15 protein-coding genes are annotated in these 17756 nt (G+C 41.8%); 2 read left to right on the top strand and 13 right to left on the bottom strand.

Features of this window, described 5'->3' with window-relative positions:
- The coding region (locus MTX11_RS13230; RefSeq protein WP_276521156.1) for a protein-disulfide reductase DsbD N-terminal domain-containing protein at positions 1-480 on the bottom strand (480 nt) is incomplete at its 3' end.
- 108 nt (positions 481-588) lie between these two features.
- On the opposite strand from MTX11_RS13230, the gene MTX11_RS13225 reads away from it, so the two are divergent.
- On the top strand, positions 589-1263 hold the full coding sequence (locus MTX11_RS13225) for a response regulator (protein WP_005247066.1): 675 nt from the start codon (positions 589-591) through the stop codon (positions 1261-1263).
- The gene (locus MTX11_RS13220; RefSeq protein WP_243475312.1) at positions 1256-2638 is read left to right on the top strand and encodes an ATP-binding protein; all 1383 of its coding nucleotides are present in this window, start codon (positions 1256-1258) and stop codon (positions 2636-2638) included. The genes MTX11_RS13225 and MTX11_RS13220 overlap by 8 nt, the downstream gene beginning before the upstream one ends.
- A 663-nt stretch (positions 2639-3301) precedes the next feature.
- Here MTX11_RS13220 and MTX11_RS13215 read toward each other — a convergent pair.
- The 12 genes from MTX11_RS13215 to MTX11_RS13160 all read right to left on the bottom strand — a co-directional run bounded on the left by MTX11_RS13215 (position 3302) and on the right by MTX11_RS13160 (position 17675).
- Complete coding sequence (locus tag MTX11_RS13215) at positions 3302-6178, bottom strand: type I restriction endonuclease subunit R (protein ID WP_243475311.1); 2877 nt, start codon at positions 6176-6178, stop codon at positions 3302-3304.
- Positions 6179-6206: 28 nt separating this feature from the next.
- Positions 6207-7118 carry a DUF5655 domain-containing protein gene (locus MTX11_RS13210; RefSeq protein ID WP_159138849.1) on the bottom strand — a complete coding sequence of 304 codons (912 nt, stop codon included), beginning with the start codon at positions 7116-7118 and terminating at the stop codon, positions 6207-6209.
- Between the two features lie 17 nt (positions 7119-7135).
- Positions 7136-7987, bottom strand: a complete 852-nt coding sequence (locus MTX11_RS13205) for an HNH endonuclease (RefSeq protein ID WP_005093712.1) — start codon at positions 7985-7987, stop codon at positions 7136-7138.
- A gap of 11 nt (positions 7988-7998) precedes the next feature.
- Positions 7999-9189 (bottom strand): restriction endonuclease subunit S, encoded by a 1191-nt coding sequence (locus MTX11_RS13200; protein ID WP_243475310.1) that lies wholly within the window; start codon positions 9187-9189, stop codon positions 7999-8001.
- A complete protein-coding gene (locus MTX11_RS13195; RefSeq protein WP_243475309.1) occupies positions 9189-10757 on the bottom strand; it encodes a type I restriction-modification system subunit M in 1569 nt (522 codons plus the stop codon). The genes MTX11_RS13200 and MTX11_RS13195 overlap by 1 nt, the downstream gene beginning before the upstream one ends.
- Positions 10758-10960: 203 nt before the next feature.
- Positions 10961-12022 (bottom strand): HNH endonuclease, encoded by a 1062-nt coding sequence (locus tag MTX11_RS13190; RefSeq protein ID WP_243475308.1) that lies wholly within the window; start codon positions 12020-12022, stop codon positions 10961-10963.
- Between the two features lie 2 nt (positions 12023-12024).
- Positions 12025-12612 (bottom strand): class I SAM-dependent methyltransferase, encoded by a 588-nt coding sequence (locus MTX11_RS13185; protein WP_163166932.1) that lies wholly within the window; start codon positions 12610-12612, stop codon positions 12025-12027.
- A 72-nt stretch (positions 12613-12684) separates the two neighbouring features.
- Positions 12685-12915, bottom strand: a complete 231-nt coding sequence (locus MTX11_RS13180; RefSeq protein ID WP_005096077.1) for a helix-turn-helix transcriptional regulator — start codon at positions 12913-12915, stop codon at positions 12685-12687.
- A 95-nt stretch (positions 12916-13010) separates the two neighbouring features.
- On the bottom strand, positions 13011-13913 hold the full coding sequence (locus tag MTX11_RS13175; RefSeq protein WP_243475307.1) for a recombination directionality factor: 903 nt from the start codon (positions 13911-13913) through the stop codon (positions 13011-13013).
- Positions 13914-14088: 175 nt separating this feature from the next.
- Positions 14089-15153 carry a YqaJ viral recombinase family nuclease gene (locus MTX11_RS13170; protein ID WP_243475306.1) on the bottom strand — a complete coding sequence of 355 codons (1065 nt, stop codon included), beginning with the start codon at positions 15151-15153 and terminating at the stop codon, positions 14089-14091.
- A gap of 150 nt (positions 15154-15303) precedes the next feature.
- Positions 15304-16338, bottom strand: coding sequence for a DUF932 domain-containing protein (locus MTX11_RS13165; protein WP_243475305.1), 1035 nt, complete (start codon positions 16336-16338; stop codon positions 15304-15306).
- 449 nt (positions 16339-16787) lie between these two features.
- Positions 16788-17675, bottom strand: a complete 888-nt coding sequence (locus MTX11_RS13160) for a YagK/YfjJ domain-containing protein (protein WP_168415261.1) — start codon at positions 17673-17675, stop codon at positions 16788-16790.
- Positions 17676-17756 lie beyond the last annotated feature (81 nt).

Raw genomic sequence — 17756 nt, 5'->3', positions numbered from 1 at the left:
GGTCAGAATCTGTTCGTTTACTTCTGGCTGTGTAGTGCTGGCCAGCAGCTTTTGAGGCTTGCTCAAGTTTTGCGCTGAAAATAAACCATCTGCATCAGTTGTTACTGTGGTGCGTTGCACCGGATAACATAAACCGCTTTCTGCACAGCCCTGCCACTGCACCACAAACTGCTGGTTGGGCTGGACATTCAGATTGGTTTTGACTTGCCCATAATGCACCTGGGTCAAACCGAAATTGGGGTCATCTTTGTCTTCGGGTTTGGGCAATGCCAACTTGACTGGGGTCTGCTGATGAGACACTTTAAGCTGGTCATGATACAGATAATAACCCTCTGCGATTTTCCAGCTAAGCTCTGCCTGAGTCTGGCTTGTAGAAACCACCTGAAACTGAAAAGCCTGATCCGGTGGTAAAAAATCTGCATGTGCAGCTCCCGTCATGATTCCACCGCCGATCACGGCACCCAATATCCACTTCAACATCCAGCTGATCTCCTCCTGTTAGGACTGCATTATTGAAAAACTAAAATTAAGGCAACATTAACAGCCCAAATCATTTATAAAATAATGGTAGTTTGATCAGGATGTTCTATGTTTATTGTATTGGTTGAGGATGATCCCTATATCGCACAGAGCATTTGTGCTGCTCTGAACTATCTGAATATTTCAGTGGAGCATGTCAGTCACGCACGTGCTGCGGATTATTTTATCCGGCATAGTGCAGTCGATTTATGTTTACTGGATTTAGGCCTGCCGGATCAGGATGGCCTGGATTTGCTGCACAGCTGGCGACGCGACCAGATTGATCTCCCGGTACTGGTATTGACGGCACGGCTGCGGACCGATCAGTGTGTTCAGGCCCTGAATGCCGGTGCCGACGACTACCTGACCAAACCTTTTGAATTGGAGGAACTGATTGCTCGGATTCATGCTCTCACCCGTCGCCACCGTGGCTTTGCCTCGAATACCCTGCAATTTGATGAACTGGTTCTGAACCGGGATACCCAGACTGTGACCTATCAAGACCAGGCTGTGAATTTATCTCGCCGTGAATTCAGCCTGCTGGAAACCCTGATGAGCCACCCCAACCAGATCCTGAAAAATGAACAGCTTATTGACAAGCTCTATGGCTTCCAGGACTCTATCGAGAGCAATGCCCTGAATGTACACATTTATCACCTAAGACAAAAACTGCATCCAGACTTGATTCAGACCATTCGTGGTGTGGGATATATTTTCAAACCGTTTGAGCAACGTCATGTTTAGTCACAGCTTGAAATGGCGTTTGGTCATGAGTCTTTTGGCCGTGTTTATTGTGTTGTGGAGTGCGGTATTTTCATGGCTGTATATTGACCTGAAACAACGCTTACAAGACACGCTGGATCAACGCTTATCGGCATCTGCGCAAATGGTTGCCCGGCTGATTCAGCAGTTACCGCTGGATAGTCTGGGGGATGCAACCTTATCAAAATTAGCCAAGAATGATGAGGTAAACCAGTTAATTGCCTGTGAAGTCTCTCTTTTTAGCTCTGACGTCTCGGTAGGCAATCAGATCATTGCCAAAACACGCGGTGCCCCAAAAAATTTAAGCCAACGACCAGAAGGATTCAGCACCTGGCAGCAGGGTGATACGGAATGGCGCAGTTATGTCCTGCGTCGTGGCGATATTCAGGTGGTGGCGGCAGAACGCATGTTCTTGAGGGATACCCTACTACAGCAGATTCTGCAGGCCGTACTGGTTCCCTTAGTCTTCTCACTGCTGATCTGTATTGCCTTGATCATCTTTATTATCCGCAGACAGTTCCGGTCTTTGGATCAGCTCAGTCAATACCTGAACCAGAAAAACCTTAACTATTCAGAGGCGGCAGATTTTTTAATGCAGCTCAAGCCTGCAAGCATTCCCCAGGAAGTACAGCCTTTTGTCAACAATTCCACGCAGTTGATTCAGAAAATTAATGACAGTCTGCAACAGGAGAAAGCCTTTAGTGCCTATGCTGCACATGAATTACGCAGTCCCCTGACCGCAATTAAAACTCATGTACAACTGGCCCAGCTGATTAGTCAACAGCAGAATCTGCCTGAATCCATTCAGCACAATTTGCAGCAGGCCAATGAGAGTATCCGGCGTTATACGCTGTTACTCGAGCAGCTTTTATTACTGACCCAATCGGAAAACAGTATCCAGGAAATGACTGAGACTATCTGGTTTCGCCCCACACTTGAGAAGGTCCTTGCAAACTTAAGTACACGCTATCCAGAAATGAATGAAAAAATACAGGTGAACTGGAGCCTGGGTGAAATTCAGCTACCTGAATTTGTGCTGTATACCGTACTGAAAAATCTGCTTGAAAATGCACTGCTGCATGCACAGGCTGCCCATATCTGGATTTCCATGCAGTCTGGTTGCCTGGTGATTGAAGATGATGGACAACAACTTACAGCACAGGATATCCAACATTTAGGACAGCGCTTCTGGCGAAAATCGGCTCAGCAGCATGGCCATGGTTTAGGACTGGCATTAGTTAAAAGCTTGCTAGGCAATTATCAATACCATCTTGGATTTCAGCAGCGTGATCCTGTAGGACTGATCGTTAGCATTCAGGAAGATACTTCAAAAGCGTCACGAGAATTTAAAAAATAACCCTTTGTTTTTAAAAACCTTTTTAATATTGAAAAATCTTGTACTCATTTTTTCTCCAAATTAGATTTAGTGGATTAAATCTCAAAAAATATTTTGTTAAAATTACAGGGGGTTATAATTTATCGATTTGCAAGTTTGTTCTTATATCATGCTAGAATTTCGTTATCTTAAAGAAGACACCCCCCCTCTATTTAGAGCTGAATAGCCACCACTCTCCTAGACAAATATCGTAGATTCTTTTTGCATAGGAGAGAACATTATGAGTGGACAACGCTATACCCCAGAATCTAAAAATGAAGCGGTTTAATTAATTTTCTTGAAAAGATGGAGATGGTGACAGCCTAATTCATTACTTAACCAATTAAATTTTATTATAAATTTAATGAAGTGATTACCCTTATTTACCCCTTGTTGATCTATTTCATTTGTTCCACCTTAAGTGTCAAATGATCAAATCGATATCCGTGAATTTTATTTCTAACCCTGAAATCATTGCAATTCTAAAGCAATGGCGGAATGAAGGTGGTGGCCGTTTTGATCAAAAATATCGTTCATGGAACTATTGGCAACCATTCTCTGCTACCGTCTTAGAAAGGTTATAACAAGTGCACACACCCAAGGATATAAAGCATCACTAAAAAAGTACTTTACTTCTTTAGCGCTTTAAAACCCTACATAAAACTTCTCAATCAGCTTACGTGTCTTGACCAGCAAATTGCTAAAAACATTCTCCCGCTCAAACAGCTTAACCTTATAGTTTGGCAAGTCTTTCAGTTCTTCCTTCCGTGGTAAGCGTTTGGTGAACTCATAATATTCCAAGACGGTTTTCATTGCTTCAGGCTTTAAGTTTTCCTCTTGGCAGAGATGCTGATAGGCCTGTTCTTTTTCAGTGTCCCAGAAAGCAGCAAAGGCGGTTTGCACGCTCTGTCCATTGATCATCTTCGGCATGTTTTCTTCAATGAACTTCTGAATCAGTTCTTGCTTGTCATGCAGGGTAACTTCACTACCGATCAGATCATGCACCTGTGCTTCGTACTTTTTACGTTTACCTTCATCGTCACTGTTAACAGCCAGTTGAAGCAAGTTGATGATATAGCCGACATTGATGCGGTCACTGTGCAGCAAGTCCAGCTGGAAATCGACATCATCCAGCACCGACACTTTTTCTTTTTTAGTGGTCTTACGTACATCACGGCACAGGTCGGCATACTTGGAAGCAAAATTGGCAAAGTGCTGTTTATCCAGTGCGGTCTGATTCTGGTCGTATTCAATAAAGGTCTGTAGTTGGGCGTTGTAACGCATCACTTCACGGAAGGCTTTAATAAACTCCAGCTGCTGATCTTCCGTAATGAGATCATCTACACTTTGATAATCAGGCGTGATATTAAGTAGCTTCCGAACAGCAGACTCATAATCCTGTTTAATTTCCTCATAGCTTGGTACTAGTACCACTTTTTGCGCTTCTTTATTGGAAAACAGAGCTAGAGCTTCATCTGTGGCACGTTTCAGGTTACGGAAACAGATGATATTGCCAAATGGTTTTTTATCATTATAGACACGGTTGGTACGAGAGAATGCTTGAATCAATCCATGATATTTTAGATTTTTATCGACATACAACGTATTTAACGGCTTAGAGTCAAAGCCGGTCAGGAACATGTTCACGACGAGCAGGATATCAATCTGCTTCTTTTTGACCCGATCGGCAATGTCACGATAATAGGCATAGAACTGATCACCAGAGTTGTAATTGGTTTTAAACTGCTGGTTGTACTGGGCAATATAGCGATCCAGCTTGTCACGGCTGGACGGATTGATCTGGCTCGGGATATCTGCCGCTTCTTCATGGATCAGCCCGTTCTGTTCATCTACAGGCACAGCTTCATTGGCTGCATAGGAGAAAATCGTCGCAATCGTCAGCGGCTTAAATAACCTGCCCTGCTCTTCATCCTGTTGCTGTTTCTCAGCCTGAACCTTTTCAAACAGTTCATAGTACTGGGTCAACATATCGACCGAACTGACACAGAACATCGCCGTGAATTCACGATTACGGGTTTTGGTATCATGCGTCTCGACAATATAGCGGGCAATCATTTCCAGGCGCTGTGGATTGTCGTAGAGTTCCCGGGTATCAATGCCTTCGACCTCATCATCATAGTCGAGGTTGTGCTGCATACCCTTAGCCGTATATTTACCCCGGTAATCAATCTGGAATTGCAGTACGTTACGATCACGGATGGCATCCACGATCACATATTGGTGCAGGCATTCATTGAACAGGTAATCTGTAGTGAGTTTCAGGCCGGCTTTAGACTGGCTATTTTCCTCAAAAATTGGCGTTCCGGTAAAGCCAAACATCTGGGCATTGCCAAAGAACTTCTTGATGTTCTGATGGGTTTCACCAAACTGACTGCGATGACACTCGTCAAAGATAAACACCACTTTCTGGTCTTTGAGATAATCAATATATTCCAGATAGCGGTCAGTGCTGATGGCCCGATTCAGCTTCTGGATGGTGGTGACAATCAGTTTGTCATGGCGTTGGTCCAGCTGTTTGACCAGGGTATGAGTGCTATCGGTACTATCGACGCTTTCAGCTTTAAAGGCATTAAATTCGCGTGAGGTTTGCGTATCTAGATCATTGCGGTCTACCACAAACAGAACTTTTTCCACGTCCGGCATCTGCATGATGATCTGACTGGCTTTAAACGAGGTCAGGGTTTTGCCTGAACCGGTAGTGTGCCAGATATAGCCATTGCTGTTGGATGTTTGTACATGCTGGACAATTTTCTGTACTGCATAGATCTGATAGGGACGCAGCACCATCAGGCTTTTCGTGGTTTCCAGCATCACCATATACTGGGTTAGCATCTGGGTCAGATGTTGCTGATTCAAAAAGGCATCGGCAAAGTCGACAATTTCATTGATATGTTTATTGGCAACATCTGCCCAAGGAAAGGCAAACTCAATTCCAGTCGTACCATTTGAGTAATAGCGAGTATTTGCACCGTTACTAATGACAAAAAGCTGGATAAAACCAAACAGCCCTTGCCCTGCCCAATACGCTTCACGAATATAGCGTTGCGTTTGATTGAAAGCTTCGGCAATTTCCATGCCTCGTTTTTTCAACTCAATTTGAACTAAAGGCAAACCATTGACCAGTAAGGTCACATCAAAACGGCTGGTTCTGCCATTATAGTCGCGGTGGTCGATGGTGATTTGATTGGTGACCTGATATACGTTTTTACTTGGGTCATCTGATAAAAAGAAAATGTGCTTGCTTGAACCATCATCAAATTTAACAGGAAACTGGTCACGTAGATTTTTAGCCCGTTCAAATACCGTGCCTGTATTTAAAAAACTGATGACCTGTTTCCATTCCGTTTCTGACAGTGGCGCAAGTCCATTAGCGCGTTCAATTTGAGTTTTCAGGTTAGACAGTAGCTGGCGTTCGTCCTTGAGCGTGACTGAGGCATAACTTAATTGCTGCAGCTGGCCAATCAGTTCGTTTTCAAGTTGATATTCGCTTTGTACTGTCATTTCCTTCCCCTCTAAAATCTTAAATTATTCACTTCAATGTCTGTTTAATTAAACTCAAGATATATTCTAAATTTTCTGTATCTGACACGATCACCTCACAATCGCCATTGCCCCAATGTCCAATATTGGTCACATCTTTCGCGAGCTGTTTCGGGTCATCCAGTTGATTAAAAGGCATATTCAGCCAGATGCGAATTTGCTTTGTCCCAATACTCATATAGACATAGTTACGCTTACCCTTACGGAAGGCGATATACATTTTCTTGGGATGAATATCTAAATCGGTGGTTAAGCCCAGAATTGAGTCCCTGAATTGCTCATATAGCTCTTTGATGTCATCGGACTTCTCCGCCAAGTGATAGGCTTCATCATATTGCTGGATTTCTTTGGCAATCTTTTGAATATCTTCAGACTCAACCTTTTGCACTTGCTTGATTGAAGGCGCTGATTTGGCTTTCTGCAATGGATTGACTGAAACAATTCCGCCTTGATAACGTTTGATTTCCCACAGCTCAATGCCTAAATCTTTAAAGTTGGTAGACTGCTTTTGAAAGTCGGTAAAGCTCGGTGAAACAAAGATGATTCGGCTCTGTGACCAATCCACATCCTGACGTTTAAGCTGTTTGCTCTGGCTCTCATTGTACTCAACGATAAAATCTGCCTTATAGTCGAGCATTAGATTCAGATAAGAAACGCCTTGATCAATCACGCTATAATTGCGTTCACGCTTGTATTCGATAATTACGAAGGCCTGACTTTCGGGATCGAAAGCCAGTGTATCAATACGGTTGTTTTTAATGGTGAATTCAGACTTGATGAATTCCAAACCTGTAAAACTGTAAAGATTGCTTTCAAACAGGCTTTGAATCTCTCTTTCCAGACGAAAAGGATCTTCTATAAGTTCTACTAATGACTGTGCTTGGGTTTGATAAAGCTGCATTAAAAATCTCGAATTATTTATTCTTCAAATGTTTGTCTAAGCGGATTACTCAAAGAAACGCTATATAAAAGTTTTAATCTCTTAATTGTCATTGGAATACCATTTTCAGTTTTATGGAGCATGGCATGACAGTTAGGACAGACTGGTCTTAGATCTTCTTTAGGATCTACTTCATACTCTTCGCCAATCGTGTGCAAAGACTTAAGATGATGTACATGGATGAAATCTTTAGCAAATGAGCCATACATATGTTCAAAGCTCAAGCCACAGACATAACAACGTGTTCCATGAATTTCTATACATTTAGCCCTTGCTTCAGGGTTACGCTCATATTTATTTACTAAAACCGTTTGCTTAGCTCCCTCAGGAAAGGTTTTATTTTCTAAACCTGCTTCATCGGGATAGTCGGTATTCACACTATCAGTTTTAAACTCATTAAAAATATGAGTTAAAAAAATGCGGATTGGATCATTTGAAGCTTTATCTCGATCTGTGCGACGGCCTTGAATAGGAGCATCAGGAATTAAGTTTTCCTGTCTGAAATATTCAAAAGACAAAGTGGATTTATCCACTTTGTTTAACTTTTCAAAAATAGAGTACCCACCTAGATAACTTTCAATTTTCTTTTTATCCGACCAAAATACTTTCTGTGCTACTGGGTATTCTGAGTTTTCCGCATGCCCAATAACTTTGAATTGGTACATCACCTTTGAGATGGGTTGAGTCACATATACATGAACAATATCATTGAGCTGTAACCCTTTACCTTCACTAGTGGCTGAATTCTTCCAGTAAATCTGCGGCAAAGCATCATAAGCTGCTTCTAAATCAAACTCAGCATAATTCACGGTTACTAGCCAATTTGCCATAACTCTCCCCCCTACACAAACATCTGTTGCAACAAGCCTTTTTTCCAAATTTTCGCTTGTTCAATTTGTTGTGCCACGACTTCAATTTTTTGGTCAATGGCAGATAAAAAATTAGCGATTTTGGTTTGTTCGGCTAGGCAAGGGTATTCAATTTCAGCCTCAGATATAACACCCCAATCAGCCCGTGGCATTTTTGAACCTGATTGAATATTTGTTAACTCCGAGAATTGTTCACTTTGGATATACTGAAATAAATAATCATTTGAAACTTTGATTCCAGTCAAAACCCAGATTTCACTTGAGCACACACCTTTAAATTTAGGTTTAGCAAATTTTCTTAAATATGGTCGTAGCTTCCCAAACAAAACACTGTTCTTTTCAAACAAATTTTTTGTACTTTGCTGTTCACAACTTTCAATAGTGCCTAATATTTTCCCAGTATTTTGAGATAAATGCTCTAATTCAATACAGGGTAAATTCCCCTCGTTCTGAGGATTAAAATTTTTAGATTTATTTGTGAAAACATCACGAATTATATTTATTCCCCACTCTCCAAACTCACTCCCATCATCCGCTTTAAAACGAATTTGTTGGATAAACAACTTCTGCATCATGCCCTGTTTATATTGGCTGAGTAGCTGATGTTTCTGCGTGAGTTGGCTAATCTTTTCATCTACAGCGGAAAGAAAAGATGCAATTTTGGTTTGTTCTTCTTTTGATGGGTACACTAGAGGAAATGCTAGGACGTCACTTTTCGTAATATTTGGATCTTTACGGCTACTTGCAGCAAAATTTTTCCAATCGTCTACCTTATGATTCAAATAAGTTAAAAGAAAAAATGCATCAACTTTTTCATTTGGATAAATCGCTGATAATGCTTGATTACAAGCTGATTCATTTAATAAAAGCCCAGTACGTCCAATTTGATTAAAGCCGCCATACATCGCAACAAATACGGTTCCCTTAGGAAGTATTTTTACAGAAGTTTCTTTTAAAGCAATTTCTGAAATTTTCTCTTCCGTATTTGAGATGAACGAATTATTTAGATCAGTGGTTTTTACCCAAGGAATATTAGCATTTTCAAAAAAACGATTATCGCTTCTTAAGGGAGTAGCACCAGAAGTCACTTTAAAAATTTCACCTATTTTTGAAAATGACCAATCCCCATCAAACTCTTTAAATCTTAACTTCGGTGTAGCCATTACTTCACCTCCGCAAACGGTGAAGCAATCCCAAGCGCTTTGCAAAAATCTGCAATTACAGCATCAGTTTTTTGACTGTTTTGTTCCAAGTTTTGCAGTTGCTTGGCAATCGCATCCAGATCAATCTCGGCTTCCGCTTCAAAAGTATCGACATAACGCGGAATATTCAGATTGTAATCGTTGTCTTTCACTTCTTGTAAAGTTGCTACATGGGCGTATTTTTCAATGTCTTGGCGGTTTTCAACAGCGGCAATAATATTGTCCAAATGCTCAGGCAATAACTTGTTTTGATTCTTTTGTTTTTCAAAACCGTTACTGGCATCAATAAACAGAATATTGCCCGTATGCTCACGGTTTTTCTTCAACACCAAAATACAGGTCGGAATCGAGGTGCCATAGAAAATATTGGCCGGTAAACCAATAATGGTATCCACCACATTCAACTGCTCAATCAGGTACTGACGAATCACGCCTTCACTTGAACCACGGAACAATACACCATGCGGTAACACCACCGCCATGGTGCCGTTGTCATCCAGTTGATACAGCATGTGCTGCACAAAAGCCATATCGGCTTTGGAACTTGGCGCCAGTTTGCCATAAGCGGCAAAGCGTTCATCTTGTAGAAATAACGAATCGGCTGACCAGTTGGCTGAAAATGGCGGATTGGCCACCACCGCATCAAACTTTTTCTCTAAATGCTGTGGACGGGTTAAGGTGTTTTCCTGCTTGATGTCGAACTTGGCAAAATGCACATCATGCAGAATCATGTTCATCCGCGCCAGGTTGTAGGTGGTACGGTTCATCTCCTGGCCGTAAATCATATCCACATCTTTGACTTCACGTTTCACTCGCAGCAACAATGAACCTGAGCCACAAGTCGGATCATACACGGAACGTAAACGCTCCTTGCCTTGGGTGACAATTTTAGCCAGTAAAGTCGATACGGTTTGCGGAGTATAGAACTCACCGGCTTTTTTGCCCGCACCTGATGCAAACTCACCAATCAGGTATTCGTAGGCATCACCCAGCACATCAGCTTCAGTATTGGAAATATCAAAATCAATATCATCTAAATGACTGAGGACTTTCGCCACCAGTGCATTACGGTCACTAGCATTGTTGCCGAGCTTGGTGGAGTTCAGATCCAGATCTTCAAACAGATTAGCAAAGTCATCGGCAGAGTCGGTGCCCAAAGTACTTTGTTCAATCGATTTTAAAGTCGCAGTTAAATCATCCAGAATGAATTCGCCCTGACGGCCACGCTCAGCTAAAGTATGGAATAGCTGTTTCGGCGTCAGCGCATAACCGACTTCGGCAATGGCATTCTTTTTGATTTCTTCAATATAAGGTACATGCTCAGGATTTTGTTCATCCAGTTCAAGAAAGCTGATGTCTTCACCATCCAGCAATTCATTAGCAAAATTAACCGACTTTTCTGATAAATATTTAAAGAAAATAAAACCCAAAATGTAATCACGGAATTCATCTGCCCCCATGGTGCCGCGCAAAGTATTGGCAATATTCCAGAGTTGTTTTTGTAACTGTTGTAGTTGCACCTGGGTCATTGTTATAGAAGTCCAATTAAGTGAATCATTAATTAAATGATTTTACCTAAAATTCTAAATCATGCAGCAGTAAAAAGGAGGAAAAGGACATGAATTGTCGTGCTCAAGCGATGTAATCTGTCAATTCAAGCGCTAGACAGATACATGATCTAACTTTTATAGCAGTCCACTCCAGTAATCTGTACTACAGAAAAACAAAGACATCAAAATACACCAGATATGGGAGTAACCAATATCTGTTTATCTTTTCCACCCAGCCAGACTAAATACTCATTCTCTATTGCCTGCTTATACGCCCAGTCGGCAACTCGATGCGAACGCTGAATATCTGTTAAGAAACCGAATTGAGAAATTTCCCGAACAATAGATTCATCATGTAGATAATTTCGCTCCTGCCACTTTTGCAAAAACTGTTCCGATGCCAAATAATTACTTTTCTGAGAATTACATTTATCATCTGCCAGAACAAAGTTATGTCCGGTATCGGCAGGATATAGAGACCATGGAATAAAATGATCTACAGCATATTTTGAATTTTTTAGGCTTTTGCCACAGTAAAAACACTGGCATTGCTGTAAATCAATTAAGAAGTTCGCGACCAGCCCGAGTTGATTTCGACTCGGAGCAAACATGAATTCATCTAGGTCAGGCAAACCATCCAGTACCACCAGATTCTGCTTATTCAACCGGACAAAATCAATCCAGCGCTTCTGGCACAACTCTTCAATAATTTCACTAAACTGTCTCAAGCAATACATCACTTTGGGTAAAAGCTTGAGGGACTGTTTGCAATCTTCCAAATGGTAAAGAAACTCCACCGCTTGACCATTCAGGTTCTGCAAATACACCACCGGCATTTGCTTGACGGTCATTGCAACCACTTTCTTAAGCTGATTCCAGTGCAACTGATCTTTTCTCAACGCTGCCAAGGTCTTAAATTGTTGTTGTGCCTTTTGAATTTCACTGATGATCTTTGCCTGCTTACCAGTGCTTTGATGAATAGTAAAAGGCTCATAGTGATTAAACTGAAATGGCAGTGACTGTTTCCAATACAGGCCAATAAATTTTTCCGCAATATCCTGATAATCTAAATGTAATGTAGCACCAGTATCCTCACCCTGCTCAATCGCCAGACGTGTAATACTCATTAACAAGGCAAACTTATAGGTCGACGTAAACGTCCCAGACTGTAATATCTGCTGAATATGCTTTAAGAATTTCAGTTGTTCTTGAGGTGTTGGTATTTCAGCTGTATTGAACAACATATCTAAGCCTGCTCTTTTTTAATCAGGATATTGAGCCACTTTTCTGTACGATCTGGACGTTTATCTATAGTAATCCATTGCTGTAACAGTAAAGCCTGATCAATCTGCTTGATTAATTCATGTGCTTGCTGTTCATTGAGGTCAGTGAAACTACGTCCCCCTTTCTCACGGTCTGTATTGCCATATTTAAAAGACATGTAACACATACCATTTGGTTTTAGTGCTTTGAATATGTGCCCCATCACTTCAGGCAAAAAATCTCTGTCACAGTGTAAAAGAGAAGCACAAGCCCAAATACCATCGTACTTCTCACTCTCATTTAATTCATAGAAACTTTGTTGACGTACTTCAATGCCGGTCAGCTCCTTGGCCTTCTTAACCAGCTCAGCAGAATAATCTATTGCCTCAATTTGATAGCCTTTATCTTTAAAAGCCAGAGTATCTCGTCCTGAACCACAGCCAACGTCAAGAATCCGAGCACCTTCAGGCAACTCAGCTAAAAATGGCTGATATAAGCTTTCCATATCCACTTCAAACGTTGAAGCTATAAATTCTTCTGCATGCTTATTATAGTAGTCTATTGTTTTCATTACGGACACTTAGGCTAAAAGACATTTTCAGTCTACAAGAAAACAAAAAAATAAGGGAGCTCAGAGCATCCCTTATTCTCGACTCGCCAACTTACTTTCAATCCATTGATGGATCTCATAAGCTGACCAGCCGATACGATTTTGAGTAATTTTAACTTTCTTTGGAAAGGTTGGATCATAGTAAGGTGAGTCCTCATCCATCATTTCATAGATGGTAGAACGCCCCACACCGACAAATTCTACGACCTGCTTAATGCTGATGAGTTGATTCATTTGAAATGTTTGACCGATAAACGCATTCATGAGGCTAGCTCCTAATCATTGATGCGAGCGGCTATTCGCTCAAATAATAGAGCTGGTCTGTAAAATTTAACGTTAGCTATCTTCTCTCCTCTCGCTTAATTCACAGCTCTTACACTTTGCTGTAACCTCTGCTGAATATCCTGCACAAACTCGTCAGGCGAAGCTTGTTGCTCCACCGCTCGGTTTTGTTCTTGTTCAGGGTAGTATTCTTCCAGCACATCTAACCCTTCCTCTATATCCGTTTCAAACCTTGCATTGGCAAAACCCTTCCTTGCCGTAAAGTCCAAAGCCTCCTGATAAAACCCAGCTTGTTTACTCTGCTCATCAATCTGCTTGGCTTGCGCAATCGCATCATTCAAGTTAATCCCTTCCCTTAAAGTTAGATCCACGTAATACACCGGCTGACGATAGCTTTGTGTGGTGCTTTTTCCTCTTAAAGTCAGTTGCAAAGGCAGGCAAGAGAGTAAACCTCCTGAAGCTGCGTGGTAATAACTCAGCCGTGCAGCCAAAGTTCGGATGCTGTTGAAGCCAGTTGTTCGAAATATAAATGTTCCAAGTTCATCAGAGTCATCCAAATTCACATGCAGGCGACCGTAGGGCTTGCAGTTCCCTCCTTGAGCCAATGGGCATAAATCAGGGGATGGACAAGGATGTTGCTCTACGCCTTGATTGGTTAAACGCTGGCATGTTTCACCATTGCCGACACATACTGGTCGTCCAGTCTGTCGATCAAACAGGCTGTACTCCGCACGTAGGTTTAAATCAGGATCATTAAAAATCAGGCGCACAGGTATGGTTCTAAGCTTCTGATTAGGTGCTTGTGCACGAAGCTGTTCATCCAGCGGATGCTTAATCCAGCCATTCTCTTTGCTTTGGATCTGGGAAGTAATGGTGAACTGATCATCCTTTTCAGGTAGGCGTTTGCCATTCTTTTCTACTACCCGACCAATACTAATACGTCCCAAGGCCGGTGGTGTAATCGCTAAACCTTTAATCATTTTATTTTCCTCAATTTGATTTTGTACAGATCAATCCAGCTTTATGTAGATCACCTGATTCAAGAAATATGTATATAGCTCGCTACAAAAGCCGCGACCGTTTGCCCTCTATTCCTAGCGAATGGAGTGCGGGGAGCGGTTTTTGCGCATCGCTATTTAAATGGGCTGAAACAGGCTAGTCGGTATAGATGTTGAATCGACGACCGCCTTGCTTCTGAAGTGGATAAAGCTCAATGAGTTCAGGCTGATGCTGAAGCAATGCCTTGGTATTCAGACTGATGGAGTCCTTGGCTTTTTTCCAGACCACCGAGCCATGAGCAAAGGTGGCTCGTTCAGCATCTTTCATCAGCATTTGGATGTGATGCTTCAGCTGGTCAAAGCGTTCCTGTTTATGCTGAATCTCTTCCTTCATTTTGATGAGTTGATCGAACATCAAGTTGGCATTTTCATTTTGCGAGAGATCTTCAACGCTTAGTGGGATATGCGCTGGATAGAGTTGCTGAATCGCTTTGGCTGCGGATTCACTAGCATCTACAGATGGCGGAGTATCCGTTTCCACACACTCCCAGAAATAACGCTCTGCCTGAATGATGTGTTGAATCACTGATTCAGAACGTATCACTTTGAAGATTTTGGTTTCATGCCCACAGATCAGGACACAGACATGTGCAGCCTGTTTGCCTGTTACCGCAAGTTGGTGTTGCACCTGACACAGCACGTATAAAGGCACACCATCTCGCCATAGCCTGGCACCATGTTCCCCAGCTGTTTTACATTCCAGAATCTGCACGTCATCGCTACCCACGACCGCATAGTCCAGATTAGCCAACATAAACGACTTATCCGGATCGGGATGCTGAAGCACGGCATTGACTCGTCTCACTTTATTATCGGTATGCAAGCTGTAGTACTCAGCAACCAGTGGCTCTAACTGTTTGCCCCAATACAATGGTGCAACGCCTGAGCTGTCATCATCAACGTTCTGTTGAGTTCGACCAGTTTTAATCATCCACAGTTCCAGCATCGACATGTAGGGATTCAATCCACATGCGGTTGCGGCATCACTACTGCCAATCCCTTGCTTACGCACTTCTAGCCATTCTTGGTAATCCATGTTTTTAGTATTGGCTAAACGTTTGGCTGTCGCTGTTCGTTTAGCTGCGGTATTTGATTCATTCATCTCATTCGGAATTGGAAAATGAGGGAGTTGAGAGGTATTTATCGGTGCAATCTGATTCATGCTTTGATCCTTATAAATAGCGAGGTCTGTAAAATTTTCGGCATAAAAAAAGCCACATCTGGAGATGTGGCAAAAGGGGGTTTTCACTGGAGAAGGATCATCTGCATGACCCCTTGACCATTATTGTAATAGCATTAGCTTAAATGAAACTTAAACCACTAAGCGAAGTGCTTGTTCCAGTCCACGCTGCTTTAATGCAGCACCTGCACCAAACCAGGCTGAATCGAGGCGGTGATCGGTACTCATGGCACGACGTTCATGATCGGCAAACTCTGTAATACTGCACAGTAGACCATAGGCAGTATCTTTGGCTGAGCTGAGTTCTGCACCACGACCTTGTCCATTGAACATATCCATGACTTTGGCCATGGCACGTCCATTCGGTTCAGGCTTTTCTTTGGCTGGAGTTGGAGTAGCGATATTGCGATAGAATTGAATGATGTTCTCCTCCTGATCAGCAGCACTCATGCTGGTATTGTTAAATACTGCATCAAAATAGGCAGCCGCTTCTCCTTGGGTCACTTTACGTTGAGTCAGCTGTTTCATCTCATACATATGCTCATCCCAGGCTCGGACTGAGATGCCTAATTGCTGCTTAACTTTGTCAGCATCAAACTTAGTACTGTGCGGGACTTTCACCACACCGGCACTGCTACTCTGTCCACGTAAGGCAATCGCTAAGGTGTTATTGCATACCACCCGGATATTGGTGAATTGTGCCGTTGTCGCCAGTGTCCCATCACAGGCGGTTGCCAATAAAATATAACCATTGCTGACATCCTTGCCCTTGAGTGCCGTAGATTGCCCGGTACGTGCCAATGCCCAGAACTTCTTCCCACCTTTGAGTACACCTGCGGTTTCCAACTCAAAGCCAGATTGTTCAGTCAGATCCCGGTAGAACTCCAGAATTTCCATCGGCTGAACCTCCTGATAACGCTGACTGACTACCGACAAAGGTGCATGAGTATCGGAACGATACAGTACTCGCTGTTCTTCATAGGGCATAATGATGCTTTGGCCACGTTCATTCTGTGCCATGTAACTGACATTTGAGGATTCAATTCGCCAGTCCATGCCTGCCTGTTTTGCCCAGACTTCAATCGGCTGATTCTGAGTGAGTTGATTCCCTAGACCATGCCAAGGAGTTTGACCGACATACGCCATTTGTTCAAGTTGATGTGCCATAGTTAGTCTCCTTTTAATATCTGTTATAGACCTGAGGGGATTGACGTAAATTGGCATCAAAATGGTTTTTACATGAATGGCAATAGTACATAGGCTGATTAGTTTCATCATTCGTTAACACCATAAACACCCCGCTAATAACGATCCCTGCAATTGCCCCAATAACTGGGGGTAGATTGGTTGAACGAATTAGGTTTACCCCTAATGCTGACATTGTGGTAGGAGAAGTCAGTAAAGTTGAAACATCGGATACGGCTGGCACTCGCGGCTTGATCTCAATCAAGCTGATCTGACTAGAATTACAAGATGGGCATTGCTTCATAATATATAGCTCCAAATAGCGAAAAAGCCTGCTTTTGAAAACAGGCTTAAAATTCATTGATCTAATAGCTCAAAGTAAAAGAGCCATGACATTCATAGTGATGTTATATATTTGAAATAATTTAGCTTTAGATTCCTCTTCTCCAGCTAACATTAAATTGACCTGTCCCAAATGTTTTCATTTTAGGTAATTTGACTTTTAAAAATTGATTGGTTTTCTCAGGATTCACGAGATACATTGCCGCATTGATTGCATTAGCTACTTCACTGGCATTATTACGATGAATCATTCCCACTCCCAAAGAAGCAACATCTCTAAATTTGGCTTTATAATCCGGATAGTTGGATGTAAAAAAAGTCCCTTTTCCATTGAGAAGCTTCTGCCAACACTTACCCACTTCTAAACCTAAGTAGCAGTCATTTTGATGCTTGTGACCATCGTAGATAAGAAGTAAATGGCTGTGGTATCCTCGCTGCTCGCCTTGCTCTACTGCCCAGGCATATCCCTGTAAATCAGAAAAACAACCATCCTGATTTGATATTCTATTTCTCAAGGTTTTCATATATTGAGCATATTCAACCATTGATACGTCTATTGCTCCCTCCTCATCAAAATAAAGATCAACTCTCACAAAAAGTAATTTTGCATAATGCTGTGTAAGTTGATTTACATATTCTTTTAAAGACTCACGGTTCAAGACTTCCTGTCTTTTTAACTTTTCTGTATCTGCCTTCAGCGCAGATCCCTGGTCCTTTATAATCCCAATAAGAGCTTTAGTTAAATTATCATCTAAGTATATAATTGTATTATAATTTATACCGAATCCATCTAGTTCCAACTTTCTATCAATTAAAACAACTATATCCGAAAATAGTCTGATAGATAGGCAATAAGATAGTCCTAACTTATAATGAAATTTAAAGGGTACAATTAATTCAGATAGAGTTTTCCTGAACTCTTTCAACAAAATCCCTTGGTAAGGGATTTTTCTTATAAAAAGATCAATTTGAGTCATCACATAGGACTCATTGTAAAATAATGAAGTATCAAACATGCTCATCACGCTTAGGTTATTAATCATACCTAAGCATGCTAT

It is taken from the genome of Acinetobacter lwoffii, assembly GCF_022809915.1.
Classification (GTDB): Bacteria; Pseudomonadota; Gammaproteobacteria; order Pseudomonadales; family Moraxellaceae; genus Acinetobacter; species Acinetobacter lwoffii_M.
Note: the sequence above shows the minus strand (reverse complement) of the source record. Positions and strands in the feature narration are given on the sequence as shown.

What these genes read in the sequence shown, in the direction of transcription:
- MTX11_RS13225 (WP_005247066.1), top strand. Translation starts at nt 589, where the DNA reads ATGTTTATTGTATTGGTTGAGGATGATCCCTATATCGCACAGAGCATT.
- MTX11_RS13220 (WP_243475312.1), top strand. Translation starts at nt 1,256, where the DNA reads ATGTTTAGTCACAGCTTGAAATGGCGTTTGGTCATGAGTCTTTTGGCC.
- MTX11_RS13215 (WP_243475311.1), bottom strand. Translation starts at nt 6,178, where the DNA reads ATGACAGTACAAAGCGAATATCAACTTGAAAACGAACTGATTGGCCAG.
- MTX11_RS13210 (WP_159138849.1), bottom strand. Translation starts at nt 7,118, where the DNA reads ATGCAGCTTTATCAAACCCAAGCACAGTCATTAGTAGAACTTATAGAA.
- MTX11_RS13205 (WP_005093712.1), bottom strand. Translation starts at nt 7,987, where the DNA reads ATGGCAAATTGGCTAGTAACCGTGAATTATGCTGAGTTTGATTTAGAA.
- MTX11_RS13200 (WP_243475310.1), bottom strand. Translation starts at nt 9,189, where the DNA reads ATGGCTACACCGAAGTTAAGATTTAAAGAGTTTGATGGGGATTGGTCA.
- MTX11_RS13195 (WP_243475309.1), bottom strand. Translation starts at nt 10,757, where the DNA reads ATGACCCAGGTGCAACTACAACAGTTACAAAAACAACTCTGGAATATT.
- MTX11_RS13190 (WP_243475308.1), bottom strand. Translation starts at nt 12,022, where the DNA reads ATGTTGTTCAATACAGCTGAAATACCAACACCTCAAGAACAACTGAAA.
- MTX11_RS13185 (WP_163166932.1), bottom strand. Translation starts at nt 12,612, where the DNA reads ATGAAAACAATAGACTACTATAATAAGCATGCAGAAGAATTTATAGCT.
- MTX11_RS13180 (WP_005096077.1), bottom strand. Translation starts at nt 12,915, where the DNA reads ATGAATGCGTTTATCGGTCAAACATTTCAAATGAATCAACTCATCAGC.
- MTX11_RS13175 (WP_243475307.1), bottom strand. Translation starts at nt 13,913, where the DNA reads ATGATTAAAGGTTTAGCGATTACACCACCGGCCTTGGGACGTATTAGT.
- MTX11_RS13170 (WP_243475306.1), bottom strand. Translation starts at nt 15,153, where the DNA reads ATGAATCAGATTGCACCGATAAATACCTCTCAACTCCCTCATTTTCCA.
- MTX11_RS13165 (WP_243475305.1), bottom strand. Translation starts at nt 16,338, where the DNA reads ATGGCACATCAACTTGAACAAATGGCGTATGTCGGTCAAACTCCTTGG.
- MTX11_RS13160 (WP_168415261.1), bottom strand. Translation starts at nt 17,675, where the DNA reads ATGACTCAAATTGATCTTTTTATAAGAAAAATCCCTTACCAAGGGATT.